Source organism: Haloarcula sp. CBA1127 (assembly GCF_001485575.1).
Classification (GTDB): domain Archaea; phylum Halobacteriota; class Halobacteria; order Halobacteriales; family Haloarculaceae; genus Haloarcula.
In genome coordinates, this window is the sequence record NZ_BCNB01000006.1 from 866,065 (window position 1) to 889,867 (window position 23,803).

At 63.3% G+C, this 23,803-nt stretch carries 19 protein-coding genes and 1 tRNA gene; 12 read left to right on the top strand and 8 right to left on the bottom strand.

The genetic code is table 11. The annotated features are described in order from the left end of the window. Positions 1-31 precede the first annotated feature (31 nt). The 4 genes from AV059_RS08965 (at position 32) to AV059_RS08980 (ending at position 3,463) form a co-directional block, all read left to right on the top strand. Positions 32-1,411: a PQQ-dependent sugar dehydrogenase gene (locus AV059_RS08965; RefSeq protein ID WP_058994048.1), complete on the top strand. Its 1,380-nt coding sequence runs from the start codon at positions 32-34 to the stop codon at positions 1,409-1,411. A gap of 74 nt (positions 1,412-1,485) precedes the next feature. Then, on the top strand, positions 1,486-2,058 hold the full coding sequence (locus AV059_RS08970) for a biotin transporter BioY (protein WP_058994050.1): 573 nt from the start codon (positions 1,486-1,488) through the stop codon (positions 2,056-2,058). Then, complete coding sequence (locus AV059_RS08975; protein ID WP_058994051.1) at positions 2,055-2,759, top strand: energy-coupling factor ABC transporter ATP-binding protein; 705 nt, start codon at positions 2,055-2,057, stop codon at positions 2,757-2,759. The genes AV059_RS08970 and AV059_RS08975 overlap by 4 nt, the downstream gene beginning before the upstream one ends. Continuing rightward, a complete protein-coding gene (locus tag AV059_RS08980) occupies positions 2,753-3,463 on the top strand; it encodes an energy-coupling factor transporter transmembrane protein EcfT (protein ID WP_058994053.1) in 711 nt (236 codons plus the stop codon). Before AV059_RS08975 ends, AV059_RS08980 begins: the two co-directional genes overlap by 7 nt. Positions 3,464-3,499: 36 nt before the next feature. Here AV059_RS08980 and AV059_RS08985 read toward each other — a convergent pair whose 3' ends face one another. The 3 genes from AV059_RS08985 to AV059_RS08995 all read right to left on the bottom strand — a co-directional run bounded on the left by AV059_RS08985 (position 3,500) and on the right by AV059_RS08995 (position 8,806). Next, positions 3,500-6,598: a PAS domain S-box protein gene (locus AV059_RS08985; RefSeq protein WP_058994055.1), complete on the bottom strand. Its 3,099-nt coding sequence runs from the start codon at positions 6,596-6,598 to the stop codon at positions 3,500-3,502. Between the two features lie 153 nt (positions 6,599-6,751). Beyond that, the gene (locus tag AV059_RS08990) at positions 6,752-7,546 is read right to left on the bottom strand and encodes a DUF5781 family protein (RefSeq protein WP_058994058.1); all 795 of its coding nucleotides are present in this window, start codon (positions 7,544-7,546) and stop codon (positions 6,752-6,754) included. 66 nt (positions 7,547-7,612) lie between these two features. Continuing rightward, positions 7,613-8,806, bottom strand: a complete 1,194-nt coding sequence (locus AV059_RS08995; RefSeq protein WP_058994059.1) for a PLP-dependent aspartate aminotransferase family protein — start codon at positions 8,804-8,806, stop codon at positions 7,613-7,615. 203 nt (positions 8,807-9,009) lie between these two features. Between AV059_RS08995 and AV059_RS09000 the strand changes: the two genes are divergently transcribed. Then, on the top strand, positions 9,010-11,196 hold the full coding sequence (locus AV059_RS09000; protein ID WP_058994061.1) for an elongation factor EF-2: 2,187 nt from the start codon (positions 9,010-9,012) through the stop codon (positions 11,194-11,196). 287 nt (positions 11,197-11,483) lie between these two features. Here the strand turns inward: AV059_RS09000 and AV059_RS09005 are convergent, their stop codons facing one another. Next, a complete protein-coding gene (locus AV059_RS09005) occupies positions 11,484-12,539 on the bottom strand; it encodes a hypothetical protein (RefSeq protein WP_058997527.1) in 1,056 nt (351 codons plus the stop codon). Between the two features lie 151 nt (positions 12,540-12,690). Here AV059_RS09005 and AV059_RS09010 point away from each other — a divergent pair, with 151 nt between their 5' ends. From AV059_RS09010 to AV059_RS09035, 6 genes are all read left to right on the top strand, one after another. Next, positions 12,691-12,912 (top strand): hypothetical protein, encoded by a 222-nt coding sequence (locus tag AV059_RS09010; RefSeq protein WP_058994063.1) that lies wholly within the window; start codon positions 12,691-12,693, stop codon positions 12,910-12,912. A gap of 79 nt (positions 12,913-12,991) precedes the next feature. Next, positions 12,992-13,525, top strand: coding sequence for an amino acid-binding protein (locus tag AV059_RS09015; RefSeq protein WP_004959075.1), 534 nt, complete (start codon positions 12,992-12,994; stop codon positions 13,523-13,525). Then, complete coding sequence (locus AV059_RS09020; RefSeq protein WP_058994065.1) at positions 13,522-14,466, top strand: homoserine dehydrogenase; 945 nt, start codon at positions 13,522-13,524, stop codon at positions 14,464-14,466. Before AV059_RS09015 ends, AV059_RS09020 begins: the two co-directional genes overlap by 4 nt. Positions 14,467-14,739: 273 nt before the next feature. Next, entirely contained in the window at positions 14,740-16,005 is a 1,266-nt protein-coding gene (gene tuf / locus AV059_RS09025) for a translation elongation factor EF-1 subunit alpha (protein ID WP_005537153.1), read from the top strand. A gap of 3 nt (positions 16,006-16,008) precedes the next feature. Then, positions 16,009-16,320 (top strand): 30S ribosomal protein S10, encoded by a 312-nt coding sequence (rpsJ, locus tag AV059_RS09030; protein WP_004590697.1) that lies wholly within the window; start codon positions 16,009-16,011, stop codon positions 16,318-16,320. Between the two features lie 138 nt (positions 16,321-16,458). After that, positions 16,459-16,530: transfer RNA gene (locus AV059_RS09035), tRNA-Ala, on the top strand. Between the two features lie 288 nt (positions 16,531-16,818). On the opposite strand, the gene AV059_RS09040 is transcribed toward AV059_RS09035, so the two are convergent. The 4 genes from AV059_RS09040 to engB all read right to left on the bottom strand — a co-directional run bounded on the left by AV059_RS09040 (position 16,819) and on the right by engB (position 22,334). Beyond that, entirely contained in the window at positions 16,819-18,141 is a 1,323-nt protein-coding gene (locus AV059_RS09040) for a cohesin domain-containing protein (protein WP_058994066.1), read from the bottom strand. After that, the gene (locus AV059_RS09045; RefSeq protein ID WP_058994069.1) at positions 18,138-19,985 is read right to left on the bottom strand and encodes a DNRLRE domain-containing protein; all 1,848 of its coding nucleotides are present in this window, start codon (positions 19,983-19,985) and stop codon (positions 18,138-18,140) included. The genes AV059_RS09040 and AV059_RS09045 overlap by 4 nt, the downstream gene beginning before the upstream one ends. 345 nt (positions 19,986-20,330) lie before the next feature. Then, the gene (locus tag AV059_RS09050) at positions 20,331-21,467 is read right to left on the bottom strand and encodes a hypothetical protein (RefSeq protein WP_058994070.1); all 1,137 of its coding nucleotides are present in this window, start codon (positions 21,465-21,467) and stop codon (positions 20,331-20,333) included. A 249-nt stretch (positions 21,468-21,716) separates the two neighbouring features. Continuing rightward, positions 21,717-22,334: a GTP-binding protein EngB gene (gene engB / locus AV059_RS09055; RefSeq protein WP_058994073.1), complete on the bottom strand. Its 618-nt coding sequence runs from the start codon at positions 22,332-22,334 to the stop codon at positions 21,717-21,719. Positions 22,335-22,481: 147 nt separating this feature from the next. On the opposite strand from engB, the gene AV059_RS09060 reads away from it, so the two are divergent. Further along, positions 22,482-23,762, top strand: coding sequence for a TIGR00341 family protein (locus tag AV059_RS09060; RefSeq protein WP_058994075.1), 1,281 nt, complete (start codon positions 22,482-22,484; stop codon positions 23,760-23,762). Positions 23,763-23,803: the final 41 nt, after the last annotated feature.

Sequence of the window (23,803 nt, forward strand, 5' to 3'; positions counted from 1 at the left end):
CTTTATTCTTCCTTGCTCTGCAGTGAAATCTATGCGAAAATCGTGCCGGGACGGCCGGTCTCGCCGCCAGTATCTCGCCGCACTCGCAACTGTCGGGGCGACCGCGCTGGCCGGTTGTCGCGGTGAGTCCGGGACACAGACGGAGCCCCCGGACCCGACGCCAACAACCACAACGGCGGCAGGCCCGACTCGGGCGCTAGACCGCTACGACGTATCCCTTGGCCACGAGCGTCGCCAGTCACCCGACACCGACTGGACGGCCCCGACCACGTCGCCGACGGACACACCGCTCGCCACCGAACCACTCATCGAGGACCTCGAAATTCCGTGGGACCTTTCGTTTGCCGCCGATGGCACGCTGTTTCTCACCGAACGGGTCGGTCGCGTCCTCTCGTTCGTGGACGGCAGCGTCCGAACAGTCACCGAGCCGGCGGAGGTCATCGACGCGGAATCGAGCGATGACGGCTGGTGGGTCACCGGCGGTGAGGGCGGCACGCTCGGCGTCGCCGCACACCCGACGTATCCCGATCCGCCGGTGGTGTACGTCTACTACACCACGATGACCGACGACGAGCGGGTCAACCGGGTCGTGGCCATGGACGTGTCGGCCGAGGACCCGGCCGCCACGGAGTCCGTCCTCGTCGACAACATTCCCGGGAGCAAGATACACAACGGCGGGCGGCTCACGTTCGGCCCCGAGAACTACCTCTGGATCACGACGGGGGACGCGGGCGACGGCGAACTGTCCGCGGACACCGACTCGCTCGGCGGGAAGGTCCTTCGCGTGACGCCTGCGGGCGACCCTGCGCCCGGGAACCCGGATCTGGGCGGAGACCCGCGGGTGTTCACCTACGGCCACCGGAACCCCCAGGGACTGGCCTGGCTCCCCGACGGGACGCTCGTCGCCTCCGAACACGGGCCGACCGGACGGGACGAACTCAATCGCCTCGAAGCTGGGGGCTACTACGGCTGGCCCGACACTCGCAAGCACGCGGAATACCTCGATGCTGACCCCGAAGTCCGCCGGCCGCTCGCCAACACGGGCAACACTGGCGGGTGGGCACCCGCCGGCTCGCTGTTTTACACCGGTGATGCCGTGCCCTCGCTCCGGAACCGACTGCTTACTGGCGGCCTGAAGGGCCAAAAACTCCTCGTAACGACGCTGACACCGGCCGGTGCGGACCTGCCACCGGGTGCTGACGCCGAGGTGTACGATGCGGACTGGACCGATGACGCCTACACCGCGACGACCCACTCCCTGCTGGCCGACGAACTCGGTCGGATTCGCCACGTCGAGCAGGGACCGGACGGCGGGCTGTTCCTCGTCACGTCGAACCGCGACGGGCGCGCCGGCGACGGCTTCCCGCGGGAGCGCGACGACGTGCTTGTGCGCGTCTCGCCGGCCGAGTGAGCGACGCGGGCAGCCAGCGGAAACGCGCTCCGTGAACCACTGGCTATATTTCAGTTGACGAGAGAGGGAGACCCATGGCAACAGAGCAATCCGTCGACCTTGTCGATGACGACACTGTGGGCTGGTTCACGAAGGCGGTGCTGCTCGCGGCGCTGACCGCGGCGCTCGCACAGCTATCTATCCCGATCGGACCGGTAGTGTTCTCGCTGCAGCCGTTCGGGATGTTTTTCGCCGGCCTGCTTCTGGGGCCGCTGTGGGGCGGCGTCGCTCTCCTGTTGTACCTGCTGGTCGGTATCGCCGGCGCTCCGGTGTTCTCGAACGGGGCCGCAGGTATCGGGTATGTCATTGCCGGGAAGACCGGCGGCTTCCTCGTCGGCTTCCTCGTCGGTGCGGTCGTCGCTGGCGCTATCGCACACCGGAGCCTGGCGCCGAAACCGGTCGCTAACCTCTCTGTCCTGATACAGGTCGTCGCGCTCACCGCAGCGGTTGCCGTCGTATATGCAATCGGCATCCCGTGGATGGCAGTGGTCACCGGACTGCCGTTCGCCCGCGCCGCGGCTACCATGGCTCCGTTCATCCCGTTTGACCTCCTGAAGCTCGGTATCGCGATCGCCATCGTGCAGGGTGGGTATCTCGCCGGTCGATGATCGAGGTCAGCGACCTGCGCTATCGGTACGGCGATGTCGATGTTCTTGACGGGGTCACGCTGTCGATACCTGATGGTCAGTACTGTCTGCTCGTCGGCCCGAACGGGAGCGGCAAGACGACGCTCGTCCGGCATCTCAACGCTCTGCTGACGCCCGACACCGGCACGGTCACCGTCGACGGGACCGACGTGACGGACGACCCCGTCGTCGCCCGGACACGTATCGGGATGGTGTTCCAGCACCCCCGCGACCAGTTCGTCGCTGCGACCGTGGCGGCTGACGTGGCCTTCGGTCCGGAAAACCTCGGGCTCGACAGGGCCGAAATCGACCGCCGAGTCGAAACGGCGCTCGACGCTGTCGACCTCGGTGACGCCGCTGAGAGCCGTATTGACGCCCTCTCCGGCGGCGAACAAGCCCGTGTCGCCATCGCCGGGGCACTCGCCATGGAGCCGGACTATCTCGTGCTTGACGAACCGCTTGTCGGGCTCGACTGGCCGGCACGGAAGTCAGTGCTTGACCACCTCGACGCGCTGGTCGCTGATGGCACAGGCGTCATCGTCGTCACACACGACCTCCGGGACCTCCACGAGCGGGCCGACCGCCTCGTCGCGCTGCACGCGGGGGACGTCGTTCTCGACGCGTCGCCAGCCGAAGCGCTTGATGCCCTTCCGGACCTCGGCATCCGAGACCCGCGATGTTGAGCTACCGACCCGGCGCGACGTTCGCGCATCGGCTGGACCCGCGGTCGAAGCTGCTGGTCCAGTTCGGGCTCGCTATTGCCGCGGTCGCGCACCCCACGCTCCCGTGGCTTATCGGGACGACCGCGTTCGCGCTGGGCACGCTCGCGGCGGCGCGACTCTCGCCGCTGGCCGTCCTGCGCTCCTATCGGGTCGTCCTTGCCGTGCTGGCGGTGGCCCCGTTCGTCGCTGGCGTGGCGCTCGGTCCACCGTGGTTTCGGGTCGACCCGGCGTTGCGCTCGGCGTTGCACGTCGGGCGCATCCTTCCGGTGTTGCTCGTCAGCGCCGCCTACCTCACGTCGACGCCGGTCCGGGACACCCGGGCGGCGGTCCAGCGTCTGGTACCCGGGAAGCCCGGCCAGATTCTCGGCATCGGGATGGCGCTCGTCGTCCGGTTGTTCCCGCTGGTGCTCGCTGACGTTCGCGAGGTGCGCGATGCGATCCACGCCCGTGGCGGCGAGGCCCGCCCGCTGTGGGACCGTGCTCGGCTACTCGCCGTCCGGTCGCTGGAACGGACGCTCGACCGCTCTGACCGGCTCTCGGTCGCCCTGCGGGCCCGCTGTTTCGCGTGGAACCCAACGCTGCCGCCGCTTGCCTTCGACCGTCGTGACTACCCGGTGCTCGCCATCGGCATCGCGCTGGCGGTGTCGCCGCTTGTCCCGGTCTAATCGGTCGCCTGCGCGTCCAGCGCTGCAGCCTCGCTCTCACTCCACGATATCGACATCGGTAATCTCGAACCGTGCGCCGCCCTCGCTCCCCTCGTCGATAGTCACCGACCAGTCGTGAGCGTCGGCGATTTCCGCGACGATCCAGAGCCCGAACCCCGTCCCGGCGTCTGATGTCGAGTATCCGGTCTCGAACACGCGCGACCGGTTCGCCTCGTCGATACCTTCGCCGTCGTCTTCGACGTAGAAGCCGTCGTCTAGCTCCCCGAGGGTGATTGTCACGTCGTCGCCGCCGTGTTCCACGCTGTTGCTGAACAGGTTCTCGAGCAGTTGTTCCAATCGGCTCCTGTCAGCACGAACGACGGCGTCCGTCTCGACAGCGAGTTCGGCGTCGCTGGTTTCGACGTTGTGCCAGCACTGTTCGGCCGTGTCCGTGAGCGCAACTACGCCGGCGTCAACCGCTGACTGCTCATCGCGTGCGGCTGCGAGCAGGTCGTCGATGAGCGTTCGCATCCGTTCGAGCGCGTCACTGGCGCTGTCGAGGTGTTCGCTGTCGGACTCCTGCTGGGCCAGTTCGATGCGTCCCTCGGCGACGGATAGTGGGTTCCTGAGGTCGTGGCTGACGATGCTGGTGAACTCTTCGAGACGTTCGTTCGTGTCCTCCAGTTCCTGCTCGCGTCGCTTGCGCTCGGTGATGTCACGGTCGATACCGATCGCCCGGACCGGCGTCCCGTCGCTGTCGGATTCGACCCGGCCCTTCGCCTCCATCCAGCGGACCTCGCCGTCACGGGCGATTCGGAACTCGGCTTCGTACGTGCCGGTCTCGGTCGCCGATTCGATGCGTGCCGCCACGTCCCGCTGGTCCTCGGGATGGACCAGCGGTAAAAACTCGTCCAGCGACTCGATGTCAGTGCCGTACAGCGTCTCGGACCCGGGGTAGTACGACAGGCCGCCGGACTCGAACTCGCGGTCCCAGACGACCGCATTCGTGGTCTCTAGCGCGATTTCCATCCGCTCGCGAGCCCCTTCTAGTTCGCGCTCCCGGAGCTTTCGGTCCGTGATATCCTGGACAGAGCCACGGAGTTTGACAACGTCGCCGTTCTCGGTGACCGGTTTACACAGCGCGCGAACCCATCGGTAGTGGTCGCCGTCGCCGATACGCACCTCCATGTCGTACCCTTCGGCCGTTTCTATTGCCCGATGGAACTCAGTCCTGACAGTTTCCCTGTCGTCGGGGTGGTACAGGTCGATGATAGAGTCGATGCTCAGTTCGTCGTCCGGGGTCAGTCCGTGCAGCCGGTAGAACTCGCTTGTCACCGTCATCTCCGGCGGTTCGCTTGTCACATCTATCTCCCAGCCGCCGACACTCGCGATCCGCTGGGCCTGGTCGAGGAGTTCTTTCGTCCGCGTAAGCTCCTGTTCGCGTGCCTTCCGTTCGGTGATATCCCGGCCGATACCGGCCAGCATCGGGTTCCCATCGGGGTCCTCGACGCGGGTCGCCGTGAACTCGTGAGGGATCTGGTCCCCCGATTTCGTAATAAACGGTGCTTCCACGCGGGTTGTGTCACCCTCGAACACCGATTCGATAGCGGCCCCAACGAGGTCCCGATACTCCTCCGGGAAGAACTCGGCTCCGTGGGTCCCGGCGACTTCGGCAGCCGAGTAGCCAGTCACGTTCAGCAGACTCTCGTTCCAGCGCCGGAAGCGGCCGTCGCTGTCGAGGACGTAGAACACGTCGTCGATGGCGTCCAGCATATCGTCGGTGTACTCCTTGTACCGCTCGAGGCGCTGTTCACGCTGCTGGCGTTCGAGTTCGTAGCTCACCCACTGCGTTGCGAGATGGACGAACGTCTTCTCCTCCTCTGTGAACGGGCTCTTGCGGGGTGTGCGGTCGACGAAACAGAGCGTCCCTGAATGCGCGCTACAGACACGGACCTCGCTGCTGATGTACGTCTCGTATTCCCAGCGGTCGTAAGCCGGGTCCGAGGCCCACCCTTCTTCGGATGCCTCCGCAATTGCCATGACGCTCCCTGTATCGATCATCTTCCGGCAGTACGACTCCGACAGCGGCGTGACCGTTCCCGGCGTGAGCCGTTCGTCGCTCCCGCTCGCATAGCGCACGGTGAACTCGTCGCGGTCAGTATCGTTCGCGGACAGGAACGCGCCAGCGGTCCCAAGGCGCTCCCGACCAAGGTCCAGAACCGCCTGTATCTTCTCTTCAAACGAGGCGTCGGGGTCGGCGCTGATTTCGTAGAGCTTCCGGAGCGTCTGGTTGTGCTCTGCGAGCTGGTTCTTGGTGGCTCCGAGTTCACGCTCGCGGTTCCGCCGCTCGGTGATGTCACGAGCGAATCCGGCCACGCGAACTATCTCTCCGGCGTCGTTCGTGATCGGCTCGCCCTGTATCCAGACCCAGCGCTGATACGCCTCTGTTGCGTTGACACGGCATTCGACGTCAGCCGACTCGCCGTGCATGAGACGCCGCATCGCGTCTTTCATCAGTTCGCGGTCTTCGGGATGGATACCGTTCAGGAAATCGTGGGGGTTGTCACGGAGTTTGGCCACTGACCGCCCCCAGATATCCTCGTAGGCGGAGTTGATCACGAGGACTTCGCTCAGGTCGGCCGTGAACTCCCAGAGGATATCGTTGGTTGCCTCGGTGAGTTCCCGGACGCGCCGTTCCGACTCGGCGGCCTGTCGCTTTGCGCGGGACTCGGAGACCGCGTTTTCGATGCGGTTGGCCAGTAGCTCGTACACCTCGACACCGAACGACTTCTGTAGATAGTCGGTGACGCCCATCGAGATCGCTTCGCTGGCCACCTCTTCGCTGCCCTTGCCGGTGAACAGAATGAACGGTAGATCCGGGTTCGTTTCCCGAATTGCATCGAGCAGTTCGATGCCGTTCATCTCCGGCATATCGTAGTCGGAGACGACAGCGTCGAACCCGTCTTCGGCGAGCCGGTCGAGCCCGTCTCGTGCGCTGGTCGCGGTTTCGACGGAGATTCGGTCGTCTACGGCCTCTAGGGAATCTGCTGCGACAGCTACGAAGTCGGGATCGTCGTCGATGTGTAATACCCGAATCTGTTCGCCGACGACATCGCTTTCCCCGTCGAGATGCCGACCACGAAGCGCCTCGGTCATAGTCAACTAGTTCACAAGTCCACGCAAAAACAGTTCTGCCCGTTACTCTACGTTCGCGCGTGAGCGAAGCCTGCAGTCAATGATGACGAGAGCGTCACCTGTGTGTGACAACAACGGACCGTCAACGACCCGGTAGGACAGGGATATTTGGCTTCAGTCTGCTGCGCGGCCGCCGCTGCCAGCGTACGCGCGAGTCACGTCGACGAGCGCCTTCCGGAACTCGGACTCATTCGGCTCAGGCGAGAGTGCCGCGAAGTGGCGCTTAAACTCCGCGAGGTTGACCGATTCGGCGTCCTGGGCCGCGGCATGGGCGAGGTCGTACAGCCGGTGGTCCGAGCCGACCAGATCGTGGCGTTCACACAGCGCAAGGGCGAACGCTGCGTTGACAGCTGTGATGTCCGGATCTGCAGCCGGCGTCAGCCGCGCGGCCGGTTCGCTTGGATGTCGAACCCGAGTCGACGATGTCGAGCGATCCCAGGTCGGCGGATCGCCGGGGCGGTCCGCGACGGCAGCCGCGAGGCTGGCTTCCAGAAACGGAACCAGTTTGTCGCCGGGCACCACCGGCATCCAGATGTCGTCGGCGTAGACGTCTTTCATGTGGTTGGCGATCTGGTAACAGTGCGTGAGCTTTCGCTGCTCGACCGAGCGCCCCGCCAGCGCGAGGTAAATGGCTTCCCGCGTCGACTGCGTGTGTGACGGATGCCCGCGTTCGTGGTGATGCATGTGCGCGTATTCGTGTAACGCCAGTTCGCGGGCCATCGCGCTCGTCGCGGCTTGACGGGAGATTGTCAGCCTGTGGGTGTCGTCGCTGTGGCTGACACGGGTGCGCTCGTCAGGGTCCTCCCGGACCCGGACAGTCACTGGTCGGTTCAGGTCGTGTTCCGTCGAGAAGAGGTCCCTCGCTCCGAGAAACGGTTCGGCCGGCCCACCCTGCACGTGCACGTCCATGTGTGGCATTATCACGGGCTGCAGCGGTATTAATGCACGGGTGGGGGCAGCGTTCGCACGCAGCCCTCAGGACTCGAGCGCCGCGAAACCGCGCTCCAGGTCGGCCCGGAGGTCCTCGACGTCCTCGATCCCCACCGAAAGGCGGATGAGTGTATCGGAGATGCCGAGTTCGTCCCGCGCCGCCGGTGAGAGCGGTTCGTGTGTCATCGCCGCCGGAAGTTCCGCTAGGCTCTCGACACCGCCGAGGCTGACTGCCAGCGTCACCGTCTCTAACGCTTCGAGGAAGCGCTTTGCGTCGGCCATCTCTCCGGCCAGTTCGAACGAGAGCACGCCGCCAAAGCCCTGCATCTGCTCCCGGGCGAGGTCGTGCTGTGGATGGCTCTCTAACCCCGGGTAGTGGACCGCTTCGACGCGCTCGTGGTCGTCGAGGTACTGCGCGAGGGCCATAGCGTTGTTCTCGTGGCGAGTCATCCGGACACCCAGCGTCTTGATGCCTCGTGAGATGAGATAGCTGTCGAACGGGGCGAGCATATTCCCGAGCGCGATTTGTTGGCGGAACTCGACCCGTTCGGCCACCTCGGGGTCGTCGGTAATCAGCGCGCCGCCGACGGCATCGCTGTGGCCGTTGAGGTACTTCGTTGTGCTGTGGACCACGAGGTCCGCACCGAGCGATAGCGGCTGTTGGAAGTACGGACTCGCGAAGGTGTTGTCGACCCCGACCGTCGCGTCGTAGTCGGCGGCGACGGCCGCAATCGCGTCGATGTCGCACAGTCTGATACCAGGGTTCGTCGGAGTTTCAACCCAGACTAACTCCGTTTCCGGTGTCATCGCGGCCGCTACAGCGTCGGCATCGGTCGCATCGACGAACTCCACGTCGACCCCAAGCTGGTCCCGGAACAGCGTTTCGAACATTCGTCGCGTGCCCGCGTAGAGGTCGTCGAACGCGACGACATGGTCGCCCGGTTCGACTAGTGAGAGCACCGCTGTTGCGACGGCTGCCGTCCCCGAACTGAAGGCATAGGCCTGCTCTCCGCCTTCGAGCGCGGCTAACTCCTGTTCGAGACCGTGTCGTGTCGGGTTCGACAGCCGCGAGTAGAGGAACTCCCCGTCCCCGGGGTCGATGTCCTCTAGAGACAGGTTCGTGTCGAGCCCGGCCAGTTCGTAGGTTGAGGAGAGGTGTATCGGGAGCGTGACATCCCCTGCTGCTGACGTCGTCTCGGTATCGACTGCAATCGTGTCGAGGTGTGGACGTCGAGTCATACCCACCCGTCTGCTGGCTGGCGCTAATACCTTTGCAATCATTACTCATGCGCCTGCAAATAATTATAATCACTGCGCATACGCCTCTGGATATCGACGGGTCGGAATGCCAGACCATGCCACGCGAACGGCCGAATTTCGAGCAGTCACGGCCGTAGTGAAACACTATCCTTTTGACCCTGCTGTTGATAGAAAGCTGTATAATGGGCCGACGTAAGAAAATCGTCCAAGAATGTGAGACACTGATGGACGATCCGGAGCACATCCGGAACATCGCCATCGCTGCTCACGTCGATCACGGAAAGACGACACTGACAGACAATCTGCTGGCCGGTGCCGGCATGATTTCCGACGACACCGCCGGCGAACAGCTGGCGATGGACACCGAGGAAGACGAACAGGAACGTGGGATCACCATCGACGCGGCTAACGTTTCGATGACCCACGAGTACGAGGACCAGAACCACCTCATCAACCTTATCGACACCCCTGGCCACGTCGACTTCGGTGGCGACGTGACCCGTGCGATGCGTGCCGTCGACGGCGCGCTGGTGGTCGTCGACGCCGTCGAGGGCGCGATGCCCCAGACCGAGACGGTGCTCCGGCAGGCGCTCCGCGAGGGCGTCAAGCCGACGCTGTTCATCAACAAGGTCGACCGCCTCATCTCCGAACTTCAGGAAGGCCCTGAAGAGATGCAGAAGCGCCTGCTCGCGGTCATCCAGGACGTCAACGACCTCATCCGCGGCATGACCGAGGAGATGGACGACATCGAGGACTGGACGGTCTCCGTCGAGGAAGGGACCGTCGGCTTCGGCTCCGCACTGTACAAGTGGGGCGTCTCGATGCCGTCGATGCAGCGGACCGGCATGGACTTCGGCGAAATCATGGAACTCGAGCGCAATGACAACCGCCAGGAACTCCACGAGCGGACGCCGCTGTCCGACGTGGTGCTCGACATGGTGTGTGAGCACTTCCCCAACCCTGTCGACGCCCAGCCGATGCGCGTTCCGCGTATCTGGCGTGGCGACGCCGAATCCCAGCTCGCCGAGGACATGGCGATGGTCAACGAAGACGGCGAAGTCGTCCTGATGGTCACCGACATCGGTGTCGACCCCCACGCCGGCGAGATCGCCGCCGGTCGTGTCTTCTCCGGCACGCTGGAGAAGGGTCAGGAGCTGTACGTCTCCGGAACTGCGGGCAAGAACCGCATCCAGAGCGTCGGCATCTACATGGGTGGCGAACGCGAGGAAGTCGAGCACGTTCCCGCCGGGAACATCGCCGCCGTCACGGGCCTCAAGGACGCCATCGCTGGCTCCACCGTCTCAAGCGAGGAGATGACGCCGTTCGAGTCCATCGAGCACATCTCGGAGCCGGTCATCACGAAGTCCGTTGAGGCACAGAACATGGACGACCTGCCGAAGCTCATCGAGACGCTCCAGCAGGTCGCCAAGGAAGACCCGACCATTCAGGTCGAAATTAACGAGGACACCGGCGAGCACCTCATCTCCGGGCAGGGTGAACTCCACCTGGAAGTCATCGGCCAGCGTATCGAGCGCAACCAGGGCATCCCGATCAACACCGGTGAGCCGATTGTTGTCTACCGCGAGGCCCCGCAGGAAGACAGCCGCGAAGTCGAAGGTCGGTCGCCGAACAACCACAACCGCTTCTACATCAGCATCGAGCCGCTCGGCGAGGACATCGTCGAGACGATCAAGATGGGCGAGGCGTCGATGGACATGCCGGAACTGGAGCGCCGTGAAGCGCTGCAGGAGGCCGGCATGGACAAGGACGACTCCCAGAACATCGAGCACATCCACGGGACCAACATCCTGCTTGATGAGACGAAGGGTATCCAGCACCTCAACGAGACGATGGAGCTCGTCATCGAAGGTCTCGAAGAGGCCCTCGATGACGGCCCGCTCGCGTCCGAGCCGGTCCAGGGGTCGCTCATCCGTCTCCACGACGCCCGCCTCCACGAGGACGCCATCCACCGCGGTCCGGCCCAGGTCATCCCGGCCGTCCGCGAGGCCGTGCACAACTCCCTCATCGACGCCAGTATCAAGCTGCTGGAGCCGATTCAGCAGGTCCGCATCGACGTGCCCAACGACCACATGGGCGCAGCGAGCGGCGAAATTCAGGGTCGCCGTGGCCGCGTCGACGACATGTACCAGGAAGGTGACCTGATGGTCGTCGAAGGCGTCGCCCCGGTTGACGAGATGATCGGCTTCTCCTCCGACATCCGCTCCGCCACCGAGGGCCGTGCCTCCTGGAACACCGAGAACGCCGGCTTCCAGGTCCTTGCCGACAACCTTCAGCCCGACAAGATCAGCGAGATCCGCGAGCGCAAGGGCATGAAGCAGGAACTGAACCCGGCCATCGACTACTTCTAGACCACCTTTTTCCCGCTCGGGTGAGCGCTACGCGCTCACCTCTCGCGGCAAAAACGTGGTCTTGCTGAGCGGAGTCGTTCGAGGGGCGCAAGCGCCCCTCGTGATGACGAGAGAGCGAAGCTCTCTCGAACCACGAAGCAAGGCTCGAAAGACGAGCCCCGCGAGTCTTTCGGCGGCGAAAAAGGCGCGAATCGCTCCGCGATTCGCGGGAAACCGCGCGCCGTCGGCGCGCGGTATGCGTGTCCGCTCTGCTCTGTCTTATTGACTGCACTCAGACTTGTTTTCCGCTACTCTGCTTCTGTCTGCGCCCGTAATCGGTCGATTCGGTTCCCCAGCGGCGGCGATTTCGAGAACGGGTTCGCGAGTCGTCGTCGGGACGGCTCCATGTTGTGGACATCGGCGTATCGTTCGAGGGCGTCCGCGACGGTATCCGGGCCAACGCGCTCGGCCGCGTAGTCGTCGGCTGCCCGGACACCGCGGCGAGTGACCCACAGGCTTAGGATGACGAGTCCGAGACTCGCGCCGACAAGGGGCCACAGCGGGCCAACGTCGGCCAGTGCCACGAACAGCGGAACTACTGCGACAAGCAGGCCACCGGCGACTCTGAGTAGTACCTGTGCCTCCTGACGACCCGCTTCCACCGCAAGTAACGCCGTCGCAGTCTCGTCGTCGTAGCTGTCGAGGAACGTGCTCGTCACGAATAACCGTCGGTATCGGCCGAACCCTCGGATGGTTGCGCTCGCCGTCTCCTCCTTGTTAGTGTCGAGCACCCGGACGTCACGGACAGCTACCCCGGCGCGCTGTCTGAGCGAATCGAGCCGTTCGTCAGTCGCTTCTGCTGGCCTGTGAGTCGACCGTAATAGTGGGATATGCCACGGTGCTGTAGCAAGTACGGCAACAAAGAATACGACGAAGAGGGCAAACAGCGCAGTCGACCCGAGTCCAATTTCAAGCGGTGCGACGCCGACGGTCACCAACACGGACAATCCGAGGACGTACCGCCCCATCCGGACGAGCGCCCGGCCGGTCGTGAGTTCGATGTCCCGGACGCTTCGGACGCCGCGAACGGTCGGCGCGTAGGCGATCAGTCCCACGACGCCTGCGGCGAGCAGTTCGGTGAACGTCGCCAGCAACGTTTCGACTGCTCCAGTCCCTCCGCCGACCACTGCGTAGCCGAGTCCGACCAGCCGAAAGACGGCATACGACAGCAGGACGAACGGGAACAGGAGACCGAGGTACAACTGCCGATATCTGGCGACGGGGTTCGAGAGCCGCTGTACGATTGCGCTTCCGAGCGCGCCGAGGACGATTCCGACGACGGCGAAGACTCCGACGAGGAACACCGCCGCACCTATCGATATCGGTGATGACTGGAGGGCGTACACATACGACACGCTTCACCGGTGAGGAAAAAAACGTAGCGTTCCCCTGCCAGTGGTTGTCTCGATAGAGGCAGGCCCCACGCTTAGGTTATCCGGCGTCAAACGGCCAGATATGAGCGACCGCCTGCATCAGATTGTGGACCTTCTCGTGGCTGCTGTCATCGCCGGCACGTCGACGTTCATCTGGAGTGTCGTTCTGCCGACGGGGCTGGCGCTGACGCTTGCGGGGATGTTCGCGGCGATGTACTACTTTTCGCGCAACCCCTGGGGGTCGCCTCGCGGCGAGGCGTACAACGAGTGGATCGACGACCTGTACGACCGCTTTCTGCCCTGAGATCAAACGAACGGTTTCTTATACGTGCCCCCGCTGAGTCATCTACAATGAGCCGAGATACCCAGGAGGTGAGCGGGCGATGAGCGACTCGACCGACGAGGTACGGTCCTACACAGTTCGGCTGGAACTGGTCGACGAACCGGGCGAACTGCTGCGGGCGCTCGAGCCCATCGCCACGAACGGCGGGAACCTCCTCTCTATCTTCCACGAGCGGGGGAACGTGACCCCGCGGGGGCACATCCCCGTGGAGGTTGATCTGGAGGCGACCCCCGAGCGGTTCGACGGAATCGTCGACGCACTCCGGGACGCGGGCATCAACGTCATTCAGGCCGGGGCCGAGCAGTACAGTGAGGCGCTGACCATCATCCTCACCGGCCACCTCGTCAACACTGACCTCTCCGACACACTCTCGCGGATTCACGAATCGACGGACGCGACCGTGACCGACCTCTCGCTGTCGGCACCGGAGGGCACGGACGATGCCTCCAGCGCGCGTATCCGTCTGGCGACGGAGGAAGGGGCGGTCGACGAGACGATGTCCGCTATTCGCACCGTTGCTGATGAAAAGGGACTCCACGTCATCGAGCCACTCGCTGCGGGAGGTGAGGCATGAAACTCGCCGTCATCGGAGCTGGTGCCGTCGGCTCCTCCGTCGTCGAACTGGCGAGCGACCACGGCCATTCAGTTACTGCATTTGCTGACTCCAGTAGCGCCATCATCGACAGCGCCGGTATCGACACTGCTGCGGTTCTCGACCGGAAACGAACCGACGGCGTCGTCGGGGACGACGCACCCGAAGACGCGCTTTCGGCCGAGTACGACGTGCTTGTCGAGGCAACGCCGACGACGCTCGGCGACGCCGAACCCGGCTTCGGACATATCCAGGCCGCGCTTGAACGGGACCGACACGCCGTGCTGGCGAACAAAGGCCCGGTCGCCGAGCGGTACGCAGACGTTCGCGCGCTGGAACGCGAAAGCGAGGGGAATGTGCTGTTCGAGGCGACTGTCGGCGGTGCGATGCCGATTCTGTCGACCATCGACGACTTCGACCCGAGCCATATCACCGCCGTCCGCGGGGTGCTCAACGGCACGGCGAACTTCATCCTCTCGCGGATGGCGACCGAGGGCCTCGATTACGAGCACGTCCTCGCGGAAGCGCAGGACCTCGGCGTCGCCGAGGCTGACCCGACCTTCGACGTGGACGGCACCGACGCGGCGCTGAAAGGCGTCATCATCGCAAACGTCCTGTCCGATGACGAGACGGAGTATACGCTTGACGACGCTGAAGTGACAGGAATTCAGGAGATCTCCGGCAGCGCGCTCGAACTCGCGCGGGCGGACGGCCGGACCGTCCGGCTCATCGCCGAGGTCGTCGAGGGCTCCGTCCGCGTCGGCCCGCGACTCGTGCCGGACAACGCGCCGCTTGCCGTCTCCGGGACCCGGAACATTGCCCAGCTAGAGACTGAACACGCCGGCCAGCTCAACATCTCCGGCCGCGGTGCCGGCGGCCCGGAGACCGCGAGCGCGGTGCTTGCTGATATCGGCCGACTGTAACGGGCCACAGGAGTTCCAGCGCGGCCACATCGTTCTCTGTATTCGCTGTCTTGCACAGTCACCAGTTCTGTTTGTCACTCCGAAGGACACAAACCGGCTGTGACTGTCGGTAGCGGTCGCTCCCCTGACCAAGATATCGGGTGTCACACTACCATGGCATGGCGTGCCGAATCGCAAGAAAGCGACGGCCTGACGCTTACACGCTTTCGAAATCGTTTTATGAACCACCAGCTAATAAACCCGATACAGCGCCTCTGCGCGTGAGAGATAACAATGAGCGACGAACAACACCAGAACCTGGCCATTATCGGCCACGTCGACCACGGGAAGAGCACGCTCGTCGGCCGACTCCTGTACGAGACAGGATCGGTACCGGAGCACGTCATCGAACAGCACAAGGAAGAAGCCGAGGAGAAGGGCAAGGGCGGCTTCGAGTTCGCCTACGTCATGGACAACCTCGCCGAAGAGCGTGAGCGTGGTGTCACCATTGACATCGCCCACCAGGAATTCAGCACTGACGCCTACGATTTCACCATCGTGGACTGTCCTGGTCACCGCGACTTCGTGAAGAACATGATTACCGGCGCGTCCCAGGCAGACAACGCCGTCCTGGTCGTCGCCGCCGACGACGGTGTCCAGCCGCAGACCCAGGAGCACGTGTTCCTGGCCCGCACCCTGGGCATCGGCGAGCTCGTCGTCGGTGTCAACAAGATGGACCTCGTCGACTACGGCGAGTCCGAGTACAAGCAGGTCGTCGAAGAGGTCAAGGATCTCCTCACTCAGGTCCGCTTCGACCCTGACAACGCCAAGTTCATTCCGCTCTCGGCGTTCGAAGGCGACAATGTCGCCGAGGAATCCGAGAACACGGACTGGTACGACGGCGAAATCCTGCTGGAAGCACTCAACAACCTGCCGGCCCCGGAGCCGCCGACGGACGCGCCGCTCCGACTGCCGATTCAGGACGTCTACACCATTTCCGGTATCGGTACGGTCCCGGTTGGCCGTGTCGAGACGGGTATCCTGAACACCGGCGACAACGTCAGCTTCCAGCCGTCTGACGTCTCCGGTGAAGTGAAGACCGTCGAGATGCACCACGAGGAAGTCCCGAAGGCCGAGCCCGGTGACAACGTCGGGTTCAACGTCCGCGGCGTCGGCAAGGACGACATCCGACGCGGTGACGTCTGTGGTCCGGCCGACGACCCGCCATCGGTCGCCGAGACCTTCCAGGCCCAGATTGTCGTGATGCAGCACCCGTCCGTCATCACCGAGGGTTACACGCCGGTCTTCCACGCTCACACGGCACAGGTCGCCTGTACCGTTGAGTCCATCGACAAGAAGATCGACCCGTCCTCCGGCGAGGTCGCCGAGGAGAACCCCGACTTCATCCAGAACGGGGACGCTGCCGTCGTGACGGTCCGCCCACAGAAGCCACTCAGCATCGAGCCGTCCTCCGAGATTCCGGAGCTCGGCTCGTTCGCTATCCGCGACATGGGTCAGACCATCGCCGCCGGCAAAGTCCTCAGCGTCAACGAGCGATAACGTATGTCCCAGCAGGCACGCGTTCGGCTCGCGGGTACAAGCCCCGAGGACCTCGACGACATCTGCGCCGACGTGCGGGAAATCGCGAACAAGACCGGTGTCGAACTCTCCGGTCCGGTTCCGCTCCCAACCAAGACGCTTGAGGTTCCCAGCCGCAAGTCCCCCGACGGTGAGGGGACTGCGACGTGGGAACACTGGGAGATGCGCGTCCACAAGCGGCTCATCGATATCGACGCCGACGAACGGGCACTGCGCCAGCTGATGCGCATCCAGGTTCCCAACGACGTCTCCATCGAGATCGTCCTCGAGGACTGAGCCTCGGGACCTGTCGCTTCGCGACAGCGTCGGTGTGGCACCCGTCCGAACCGCTGGCCGGGACAGTGTGAATCGCTATCGAAGGCCGCTCTCACGCGCAGGGTTTTTATAACTCCGCGTTCGAGTGGCAGACCACGCGGGCTCGTAGATCAGTGGCAGATCGCTTCCTTCGCAAGGAAGAGGCCCCGGGTTCAAATCCCGGCGAGTCCATACCAGATTTTCGTCATATAGAATGTGATGGAGGAGCGACAGCGTCACGCTTGCAGGGCCATTCCGATGCTACCCTGGTGTATTGCAAACTTTGCACTGATTACGTACCGTTGCTGTTGCGGGTAGGGAGTCTGCCCGCCCTATTGGCACGGTCGTCTAGTATTTTCCCGTAGGAATGCTTTCCACAAGAACCGGCTATCGTAACACCCGGGTTCGGGGCGGAGGGTTCCGCTGGGCAGAATGAAGTGGAAACGACGGAGTATCTGTAGCCGCGACGACGGTTGCGACTCACTGCTCTCCTTCCCGTCGATAGCCGAGCCAGCCAAGCAACAGCGACAGCGAGACGACAACGGCGGCGAGACTGAAGCCGGGGCCGGAGCCGTCCGTTGTTGGCGTCTGCGTATCTGGGCTGGGTGTTGTCCTGCCGGTCTCAGCCTCCGTGGCTGTCGTCTGTCCAGCAGCCTGTGATGTGGTGGCCGTCTTGGTGTCGGTTACAGTGGCCGACGCCGTCGAATCCGGCGTGGATGGTACGGTCACGGTTGCTGTCCCAGTCGTCGTCTTGTTTCCGGTTGCGTTCGTCGTCCCGTCCGTCGTACTGTTTGCCGCCCGAACAGTCACGTTGCCCACACTGGTTGTGTTGAGCTTCACGGTGTGGACGCCGGATGAGTTGAACCGGACTGTGAGGTTCACCCGGCGCTGTTCTCCCTCCGGGATTTCGAGGCTCGCATTCGTCCCCGTCACTGTTCCGTTATCGTAGACACGCGCTTCGAACGTTCCGTCCTCGTCACCGCCATTCTCGATAGTTCCGGACACCGTGACCGGCTCTCCAGGCGCAACCAACGTTCTGTTGAGCGACGCGTTTATGACCGAGAACGATGGTTCAGATGGGGAGATAGCACCGCCTCCGCCCCCACCGCCACCGCTGTTGTCATCGTCATTATTGCTATCGTTGCTGTCGCTATCGCCATCGTCACTCCCGTCGCTATCGTTGCTACCGCCGTCAGAACCGTCGGTATCGTTTCCAGCTCCGTCGTCAGTATCGGTCGCTGTTCCCGTGGCCGTTGCCGTGTCCGTTCCCGACGGTGTCGGGGTTGCCGAACCATTGTCGACACGTAGCTCAATACTGTTGAAGGCTTCAGGTGTGACGGTCGCGCCGTCGCTGTCCGACAGCTTCGTGTCCGCGTCGACGAAGACGAGCTGTGTGGTCCCAGTGGCGTTGTCTGAAACTGTGAGTGTGATTTCGGCGAGAACAGGGTCGTTCGTCTCTCCGGACCGAATCTGATTGAACGCGACCCAGCCGGCCTCGTTGTTCACATTCGTGACGGGGTCGTCGAAGTCGCCGCTGCCGGCAACGGTGTCTATCTCCGCGATGGTTGGGTCGAACGTGACGTTGGTCTGGTAGCCACGCACCGCCGTTGCGTTGGCCCAGACCTGCACGGTGACTGTTTCACCGGGCGCAACGGCGATCGTGTTGTCGGACGCTTCCGAGACTGTGTCATCGAGCGAAATCGCGCTTGCAGCCCCCGGTGCCAGTGTGGCGACCGCCACCGGGAGCGTTCCGACTACGACCGTCAGAGCAACGGCGATAACAAGCGTTCGGCTGGCTCTCATTGGTCCCCTCCCGCCAAGTTCTGGGCGGAAACAGCATCGCCGATGTCGACATCACCGTCGCCGTCGATGTCTGCGGCGTCCTGGTCCATGTCGACATCTTCGCCGGTGACTGAGCGCTGGATCCGGTTCACGTCGTCAGTGTCGACGTCACCATCGCCGTCGGCGTCGCCGGCCAGGGTCTCGCCGGCGGTATAGCTGACAGTCAGCGTCGGTGGGGTGGCGCTGTCGGCGCTCTGGATATCCCAGCCGTCGCTCCCGAGCGGGCGGAACACCCACCCGGCGTTCTGTGCGCCGTTCGCCCACGCCTGCACGCTCGCCGTCACATCAACCGATGTTTCACCTGTCTCTACCGCGCCGATTCGTGTGACCGCCTCGGCAACGGCCTGGGACCCGTCCGCCTGGATGCCACCGTCGAACGACGCCCACGTCGAATCGGCGCTCCACTCCGTTCGCAGTCGGTGGACCGCTGCGCCATCTCCCTCGTCAGATGTTTCAAGCGCTACAGTGGCCTGTTTTACGTCCGACCCGGGCGGTATCTGCCCGCCGTCTGTACCGATGATACCGTCGAACCGGAGGAGGGCCTGGCTGCTACTGCCCGACCCTTCCGGATCGCTGCCGTCGATAGACAGTGTCTCGGCGGTGCCGTAGCTCGCCTCTGGATTGGCGGCGCGTATCACCGTGTCAGTCGTCCCGCTGTAGCCATCGGTCCGCTGCTGGAATGTCGCCGTCGGTCCCTCGGGCGTCTCGGGTGTTGCCGTTGGTTCCGGCGTCTTGGACGACGACCCGAACCGATCGTCAAAGTCAAGGTCGAATCCGAACTGCGAGTCGCTGTCGGTCTTTTCCTCTTCCGTACTCGGTGAGTACGTCCGCACCTGGATTCGATCCGGCGCGTCTGACCCGTCTCCGGGACGGAACTCGATGCGCCGCAGCAGGCCGTTCCCACCGTTGGGTCGGAACTGGTAGTTCGCAAGCAGCTCGTACACCGATGTGCCGTCGTCGTTTGTCGACACCTGATGGGCCTCCCCACCGCTCCCGTCCGTACCCTCGTGCCAGTGGCCACAGAGAACCATGAATATCTGGCCGTTCGGTGAGACGAGGTCTTCCCAGAGGGTCTGGCCCGTATTACCGATCTCACTCGCTTCCTGCAACTGTCGGGTTCGTCGCTGTGGCTCGTCGCGGAGATACGAGTGCGTCGTGAGTATCGTCGCCCGGTCCGGATACTGGTCGAGGACGCTCTGACCCCATCCAAGTGGGGTCGATGGGTCGTCCACCGTCCCCGGCGGTTCCCACTCCAGGGCGAGATGGAGGAAGTCGTATCCACCGGCCGAAAACAGCTGATAGGTACTGAGGCTATCCCGACCTTCGTCACCGTTTGTTGGGCCTGCCCCGCCGAACCAGTCCCGACCCTCGTACCGCGACGAGCCGAAGTACTCCCGATACTTGGCAATAGCGGAATTCCGGTCCCACAGTGTTGCGTAGTCGTGATTGCCCGTCACGGTGGCGTATGGGACCACTCCGTCGAGCGTGGACATGGCCGCATCCATGTACTGCCACTCCGCGTCGTCGTCGCCGTGGTCGACCACATCGCCTTCGTGGCTGACGAACGCGATGTTCTCCGCGTCCGCGTTGTCGGCGATCCACTGCGTCTGATCCTTGGCGTAGGGCGTCCCCTCTTTGGCGTACACCTGCGTGTCCGGCAGTGCGACGACCGTCCAGTAGTCTGACTGCTGGCCGGTGCTGACAGTGGTTCCCAGCGTGGTGAGGCCGGCGCCAGCACCGACGGCTTTGAGCAGCCCTCGTCTGGTCGTCGTGGCCGACCGTTCCAACCTGTCGCTATTGTCCATACGCACACCCGGCACAGAGCCTGCGGTGAGTCAGGGCGCAACCCGACTGCTTCCGTATGATCCATCCGTTGTCTCGCCTGCCACGATGGCACTCTCCCGTCTGCCATCGGCCGGCCGTCTCGGCATATAATCGATACATTGCTAGGCTCTCGAACACAGACCCGTTCGCTGAACGGCGATTAGTTATTACTCGGTTACTGCGAGTATGCCGTTGCTTTTCGGTGCTATCACAACGGGAACGCTTTGTCGAAACTATCCATCTACTCATAGTCAGGGGGTTCAATGTCACTCTCAGGTTATGTCGCGGTTTCATTCCGTTTTCACGACGCATATACGATACTCGGCTCAATCCATGGCCTGTATCACACGCGGTGAGTCAAGCGACTCGACGGCCTCAACGATGGCAGTGTCGAGATTGTGGTCGCCCCAGTCCCGTTTCCGGGGGATGTATGCGCGGTAGGTCGCGACGTCGTCGAACAGTTCTCGGAACGTCGCTCGCTCCTGTTCCACGACTGTATCGAGGGCGGCGACCATCGAACCGTCATCAACGAGTGAATCGTAGGCGTGGAAGTATTCCCTGAGCCGTCCATCCCATTCGAAGTTACAGATAGACGATGTGGCCGACATCGCGGTGTCGGTCGGGATGCCTTCTACAGTGATTGTGTCGGCGTTTGGCGCGGCCTGAAGGAACACGACGTTGTCGACCGTCGATTGCTCGACGTGTTCCGAACGCGGATACAGGTCCGAGATATTCGTGAAATCCCGGCTGTCGTCGCCGAGAAACGTCTCGTTCAGGAAGTTGAGTACTGTCTCCGGGAACGAACCGGTTCTATCGACTCGTTCGTCGATAAACCCGTGGAGTTCATTGCGCAGTCGGTCCCGCTCTGTGTCGTGCTGTCGTTTTATTTCGGGGAACGACTCGATATTGAACGGCTGGAGGTTCACACCAAGCGGGTAGCCGACAGCCGTGCCGTCCGCGCCGACCCAGAGCCGGTCATCGGAGAGGAAGTCCGCGCCCTCGCGCAACAGCGACAGCAAGGTGTTGGTCTTGCCGGCGCCACGCCAGGCCGGAAACAGCGTCGTCCGGCCGTCGAGTCGCACGCCCGAGGCGTGTATCAGCGCCTGCTGTCGCGCAGCCCGCTGCTGTCGGATGTGGAACTCGACCGGATAGATGGAGTAAAACGGCTCGAAGCCGTGTGTCACTCGAATGTGTTGCCAGCCCGGCGTGACCGCCATGAAGTCCGCCCCGTTCCGGATGACGAACTCGTCGCCAGTCCAGGCGTAATGGTCGTCAGGGTCCCCGAGGACGATCTCCGCGTGGACCTCGTCTGTCATCTCCTCGATGACGATGTCGGGATCGTTGACAGGTGTGTCGGTCTCGAACTGATCGTACATCTTCCGGTACTGCCGGCTCGTCCGCCCGCCAGCCCCGAGTACCGTTACGACAACGTCGCCAAAGAAGTCGTACGAGCGTTGGTTCATAGCCACCTCGATAGATGCTGGCCCGGTATCGGACCGAGATAGACAATCATCTGACTCATCGTTCTCGTCTGTACGCGGCTACTGCATATTGTTATATATGCGACAATATGCCACGGCTCACTACTAACGACTGATTAGTGCTTGAAAGCCACACGTGCGGTTCGGGACGAAGCATGATACGAAACGCCGGAGTCCTGCTGTTCCACGGTTGATTTTCAGGTAAGGCTGGGTTATGAACGATTTAGCCGCTTAAAAGAACTGAAACAGATCGTCCCGCTGGACCTCGTGGAGGTGGTGTCGGACGGCCTCGTTCAGCGGCTCGGTGGAGCCGCGCTTTGCGCTGATCGGTGCGATAGTTTCCTGCCACTGCTGCCACGGCGGGTGCAGACCGAGGCGGTCACAGAGTTCGTTCAAACGGTCGTCTTTGTCGTCGACCTTGTCCATCTTGTTGACAGCGACGACCGGTTCGACGCCGACCTCCCGAAGGAAGTGAAACATCTCCACGTCGTGTGGAATCTCGTCGGGACCGGAGTGGCGGTCGATGATGTCGATGACCGACTTGCCGTCCACGACGAGGATACCGACGAGAATGTGTTCGGCGTTCCGCTCGATGTACTGGACCACGTCGGTCTTGATTTCCTCGCGGACGTCTTCGGGGACGCCTTTCATGTACCCGAAGCCGGGGAGGTCACTGATGACGAAGTCGGCGCTGGCCCAGTCGAAGTGGTTGGGCGAACGCGTGACGCCGGGCCGCTGGCCCGTGTCGAACGTGTGGCCCGTTATCTCGCGCATCAACGTCGATTTCCCGACGTTTGACCGACCGACGAGCACCACCTCGGCGTCCCGGTCCGGTCGTGATTCGAACATACCCCGTGTACTCCGCCAGCGGGGAAAAGCGCGTCCGTTTCCCGAGGACCGACCGTTTCGTGATTCACGGCCGCGTTTCGATCCAGTTCTGCATCCGGGACCCGCTAACTAGCCGCTTTTTTACCCTCGCGGGTCCCACCCGGAGCCGTGCGGCTGGTACAGATACTGATTCCGACCGGAAAGCGCGACGCCGTCCTGGGCGTGTTGGCCGAGGAGGGCATCGACTACGTGCTTACCGACGAGACGAGCGGGCGGGAGTTCACCGCTGTTGTCACCTTTCCAGTCCCGACAAACGCGCTCGAACCAGTCCTCGAAGAGTTGCGGGATGTCGGCATCAACGACGACGGCTACACGGTCGTCGTGGACGCGAACACCGTCATCTCCAGCCAGTTCGACGAGCTAGAAGAGAAGTACGCCGAGGAGGAAGACGAAGACCGCATCGCCCGGGAAGAACTCACATCGAAAGCGAAGGACCTCGCCCCCTCGCTGTCGAACTACGCGCTGATGACCGTCATCAGCGCGATTATCGCGACTGCGGGGCTTCTGCTCGACTCCCCCGCTGTCGTCGTCGGCTCGATGGTCATCGCACCGCTCATCGGCCCGGCGATGACCGCCAACGTCGGCACCGTCGTCGACGACAACGAGATGTTCGCCCGTGGCGTCAAACTTCAGGCTGTCGGGCTCGGACTTGCCGTCGCAAGTGCGACTGCATTTGCCCTGCTCGTCCGGTACGCTAACGTCATTCCGCCGCTCGCCGACGTGACCGCGGTTGGCCAGATACGCGAGCGGGTCGCCCCTGACTTCCTCTCGCTGATCGTCGCGCTTGGCGCTGGCGCGGCCGGCGTTGTCAGCCTCACCAGCGGCGTCTCGACGGCGCTCGTTGGCGTCATGATCGCCGTCGCGCTCATCCCGCCGGCGGCCACGGTCGGCATCGGCATCGCCTGGGGCCAGCCGCTCGTCAGTCTCGGGTCTGCCGTGCTTTTGCTGGTGAACGTTCTCTCGATCAACCTCGCGGTGCTCGTCGGGCTCTGGTATCAGGGCTACCGCCCGGAACACTGGTTTCAGGAGAGCAACGCACGGTCGGCGACTGTCAAACGCATCGGCGTCCTCGCCGTCTCGATACTCGTCCTGTCGGCGTTTCTGGGCGGCGTGACGCTGGACTCCTACCAGCGAGCGACGACGGAGTCGGACATCCGCGAGGGCATTGAGGAGAGCGTCGACCCGCCGGCGAGTGTCCTGTCGGTCGAAGTTGAGTCGACGAACACTGCCATTTTCCAGCGGCCGCGCCGCGTCGTTGTCACCGTCGGTCTGCCGCCGGATGCGGAGCAACCATTACTTGCTGACCAGATCGATATCGCGGCTGACGACGCGGCCGGCCGAGACGTTGCGACGGAAGTTCACTATGTCACTGTTGAACGGAACGGCTGACGCTCAAAACCGACTTTGAGCGTTCGACGGCATAAATACCG

Coding starts and splice junctions, on each gene's coding strand:
- AV059_RS08965 (WP_058994048.1), top strand. CDS start 32: ATGCGAAAATCGTGCCGGGACGGCCGGTCTCGCCGCCAGTATCTCGCC.
- AV059_RS08970 (WP_058994050.1), top strand. CDS start 1,486: ATGGCAACAGAGCAATCCGTCGACCTTGTCGATGACGACACTGTGGGC.
- AV059_RS08975 (WP_058994051.1), top strand. CDS start 2,055: ATGATCGAGGTCAGCGACCTGCGCTATCGGTACGGCGATGTCGATGTT.
- AV059_RS08980 (WP_058994053.1), top strand. CDS start 2,753: ATGTTGAGCTACCGACCCGGCGCGACGTTCGCGCATCGGCTGGACCCG.
- AV059_RS08985 (WP_058994055.1), bottom strand. CDS start 6,598: ATGACCGAGGCGCTTCGTGGTCGGCATCTCGACGGGGAAAGCGATGTC.
- AV059_RS08990 (WP_058994058.1), bottom strand. CDS start 7,546: ATGGACGTGCACGTGCAGGGTGGGCCGGCCGAACCGTTTCTCGGAGCG.
- AV059_RS08995 (WP_058994059.1), bottom strand. CDS start 8,806: ATGACTCGACGTCCACACCTCGACACGATTGCAGTCGATACCGAGACG.
- AV059_RS09000 (WP_058994061.1), top strand. CDS start 9,010: ATGGGCCGACGTAAGAAAATCGTCCAAGAATGTGAGACACTGATGGAC.
- AV059_RS09010 (WP_058994063.1), top strand. CDS start 12,691: ATGAGCGACCGCCTGCATCAGATTGTGGACCTTCTCGTGGCTGCTGTC.
- AV059_RS09015 (WP_004959075.1), top strand. CDS start 12,992: ATGAGCGACTCGACCGACGAGGTACGGTCCTACACAGTTCGGCTGGAA.
- AV059_RS09020 (WP_058994065.1), top strand. CDS start 13,522: ATGAAACTCGCCGTCATCGGAGCTGGTGCCGTCGGCTCCTCCGTCGTC.
- tuf (WP_005537153.1), top strand. CDS start 14,740: ATGAGCGACGAACAACACCAGAACCTGGCCATTATCGGCCACGTCGAC.
- rpsJ (WP_004590697.1), top strand. CDS start 16,009: ATGTCCCAGCAGGCACGCGTTCGGCTCGCGGGTACAAGCCCCGAGGAC.
- AV059_RS09040 (WP_058994066.1), bottom strand. CDS start 18,141: ATGAGAGCCAGCCGAACGCTTGTTATCGCCGTTGCTCTGACGGTCGTA.
- AV059_RS09045 (WP_058994069.1), bottom strand. CDS start 19,985: ATGGACAATAGCGACAGGTTGGAACGGTCGGCCACGACGACCAGACGA.
- AV059_RS09050 (WP_058994070.1), bottom strand. CDS start 21,467: ATGAACCAACGCTCGTACGACTTCTTTGGCGACGTTGTCGTAACGGTA.
- engB (WP_058994073.1), bottom strand. CDS start 22,334: ATGTTCGAATCACGACCGGACCGGGACGCCGAGGTGGTGCTCGTCGGT.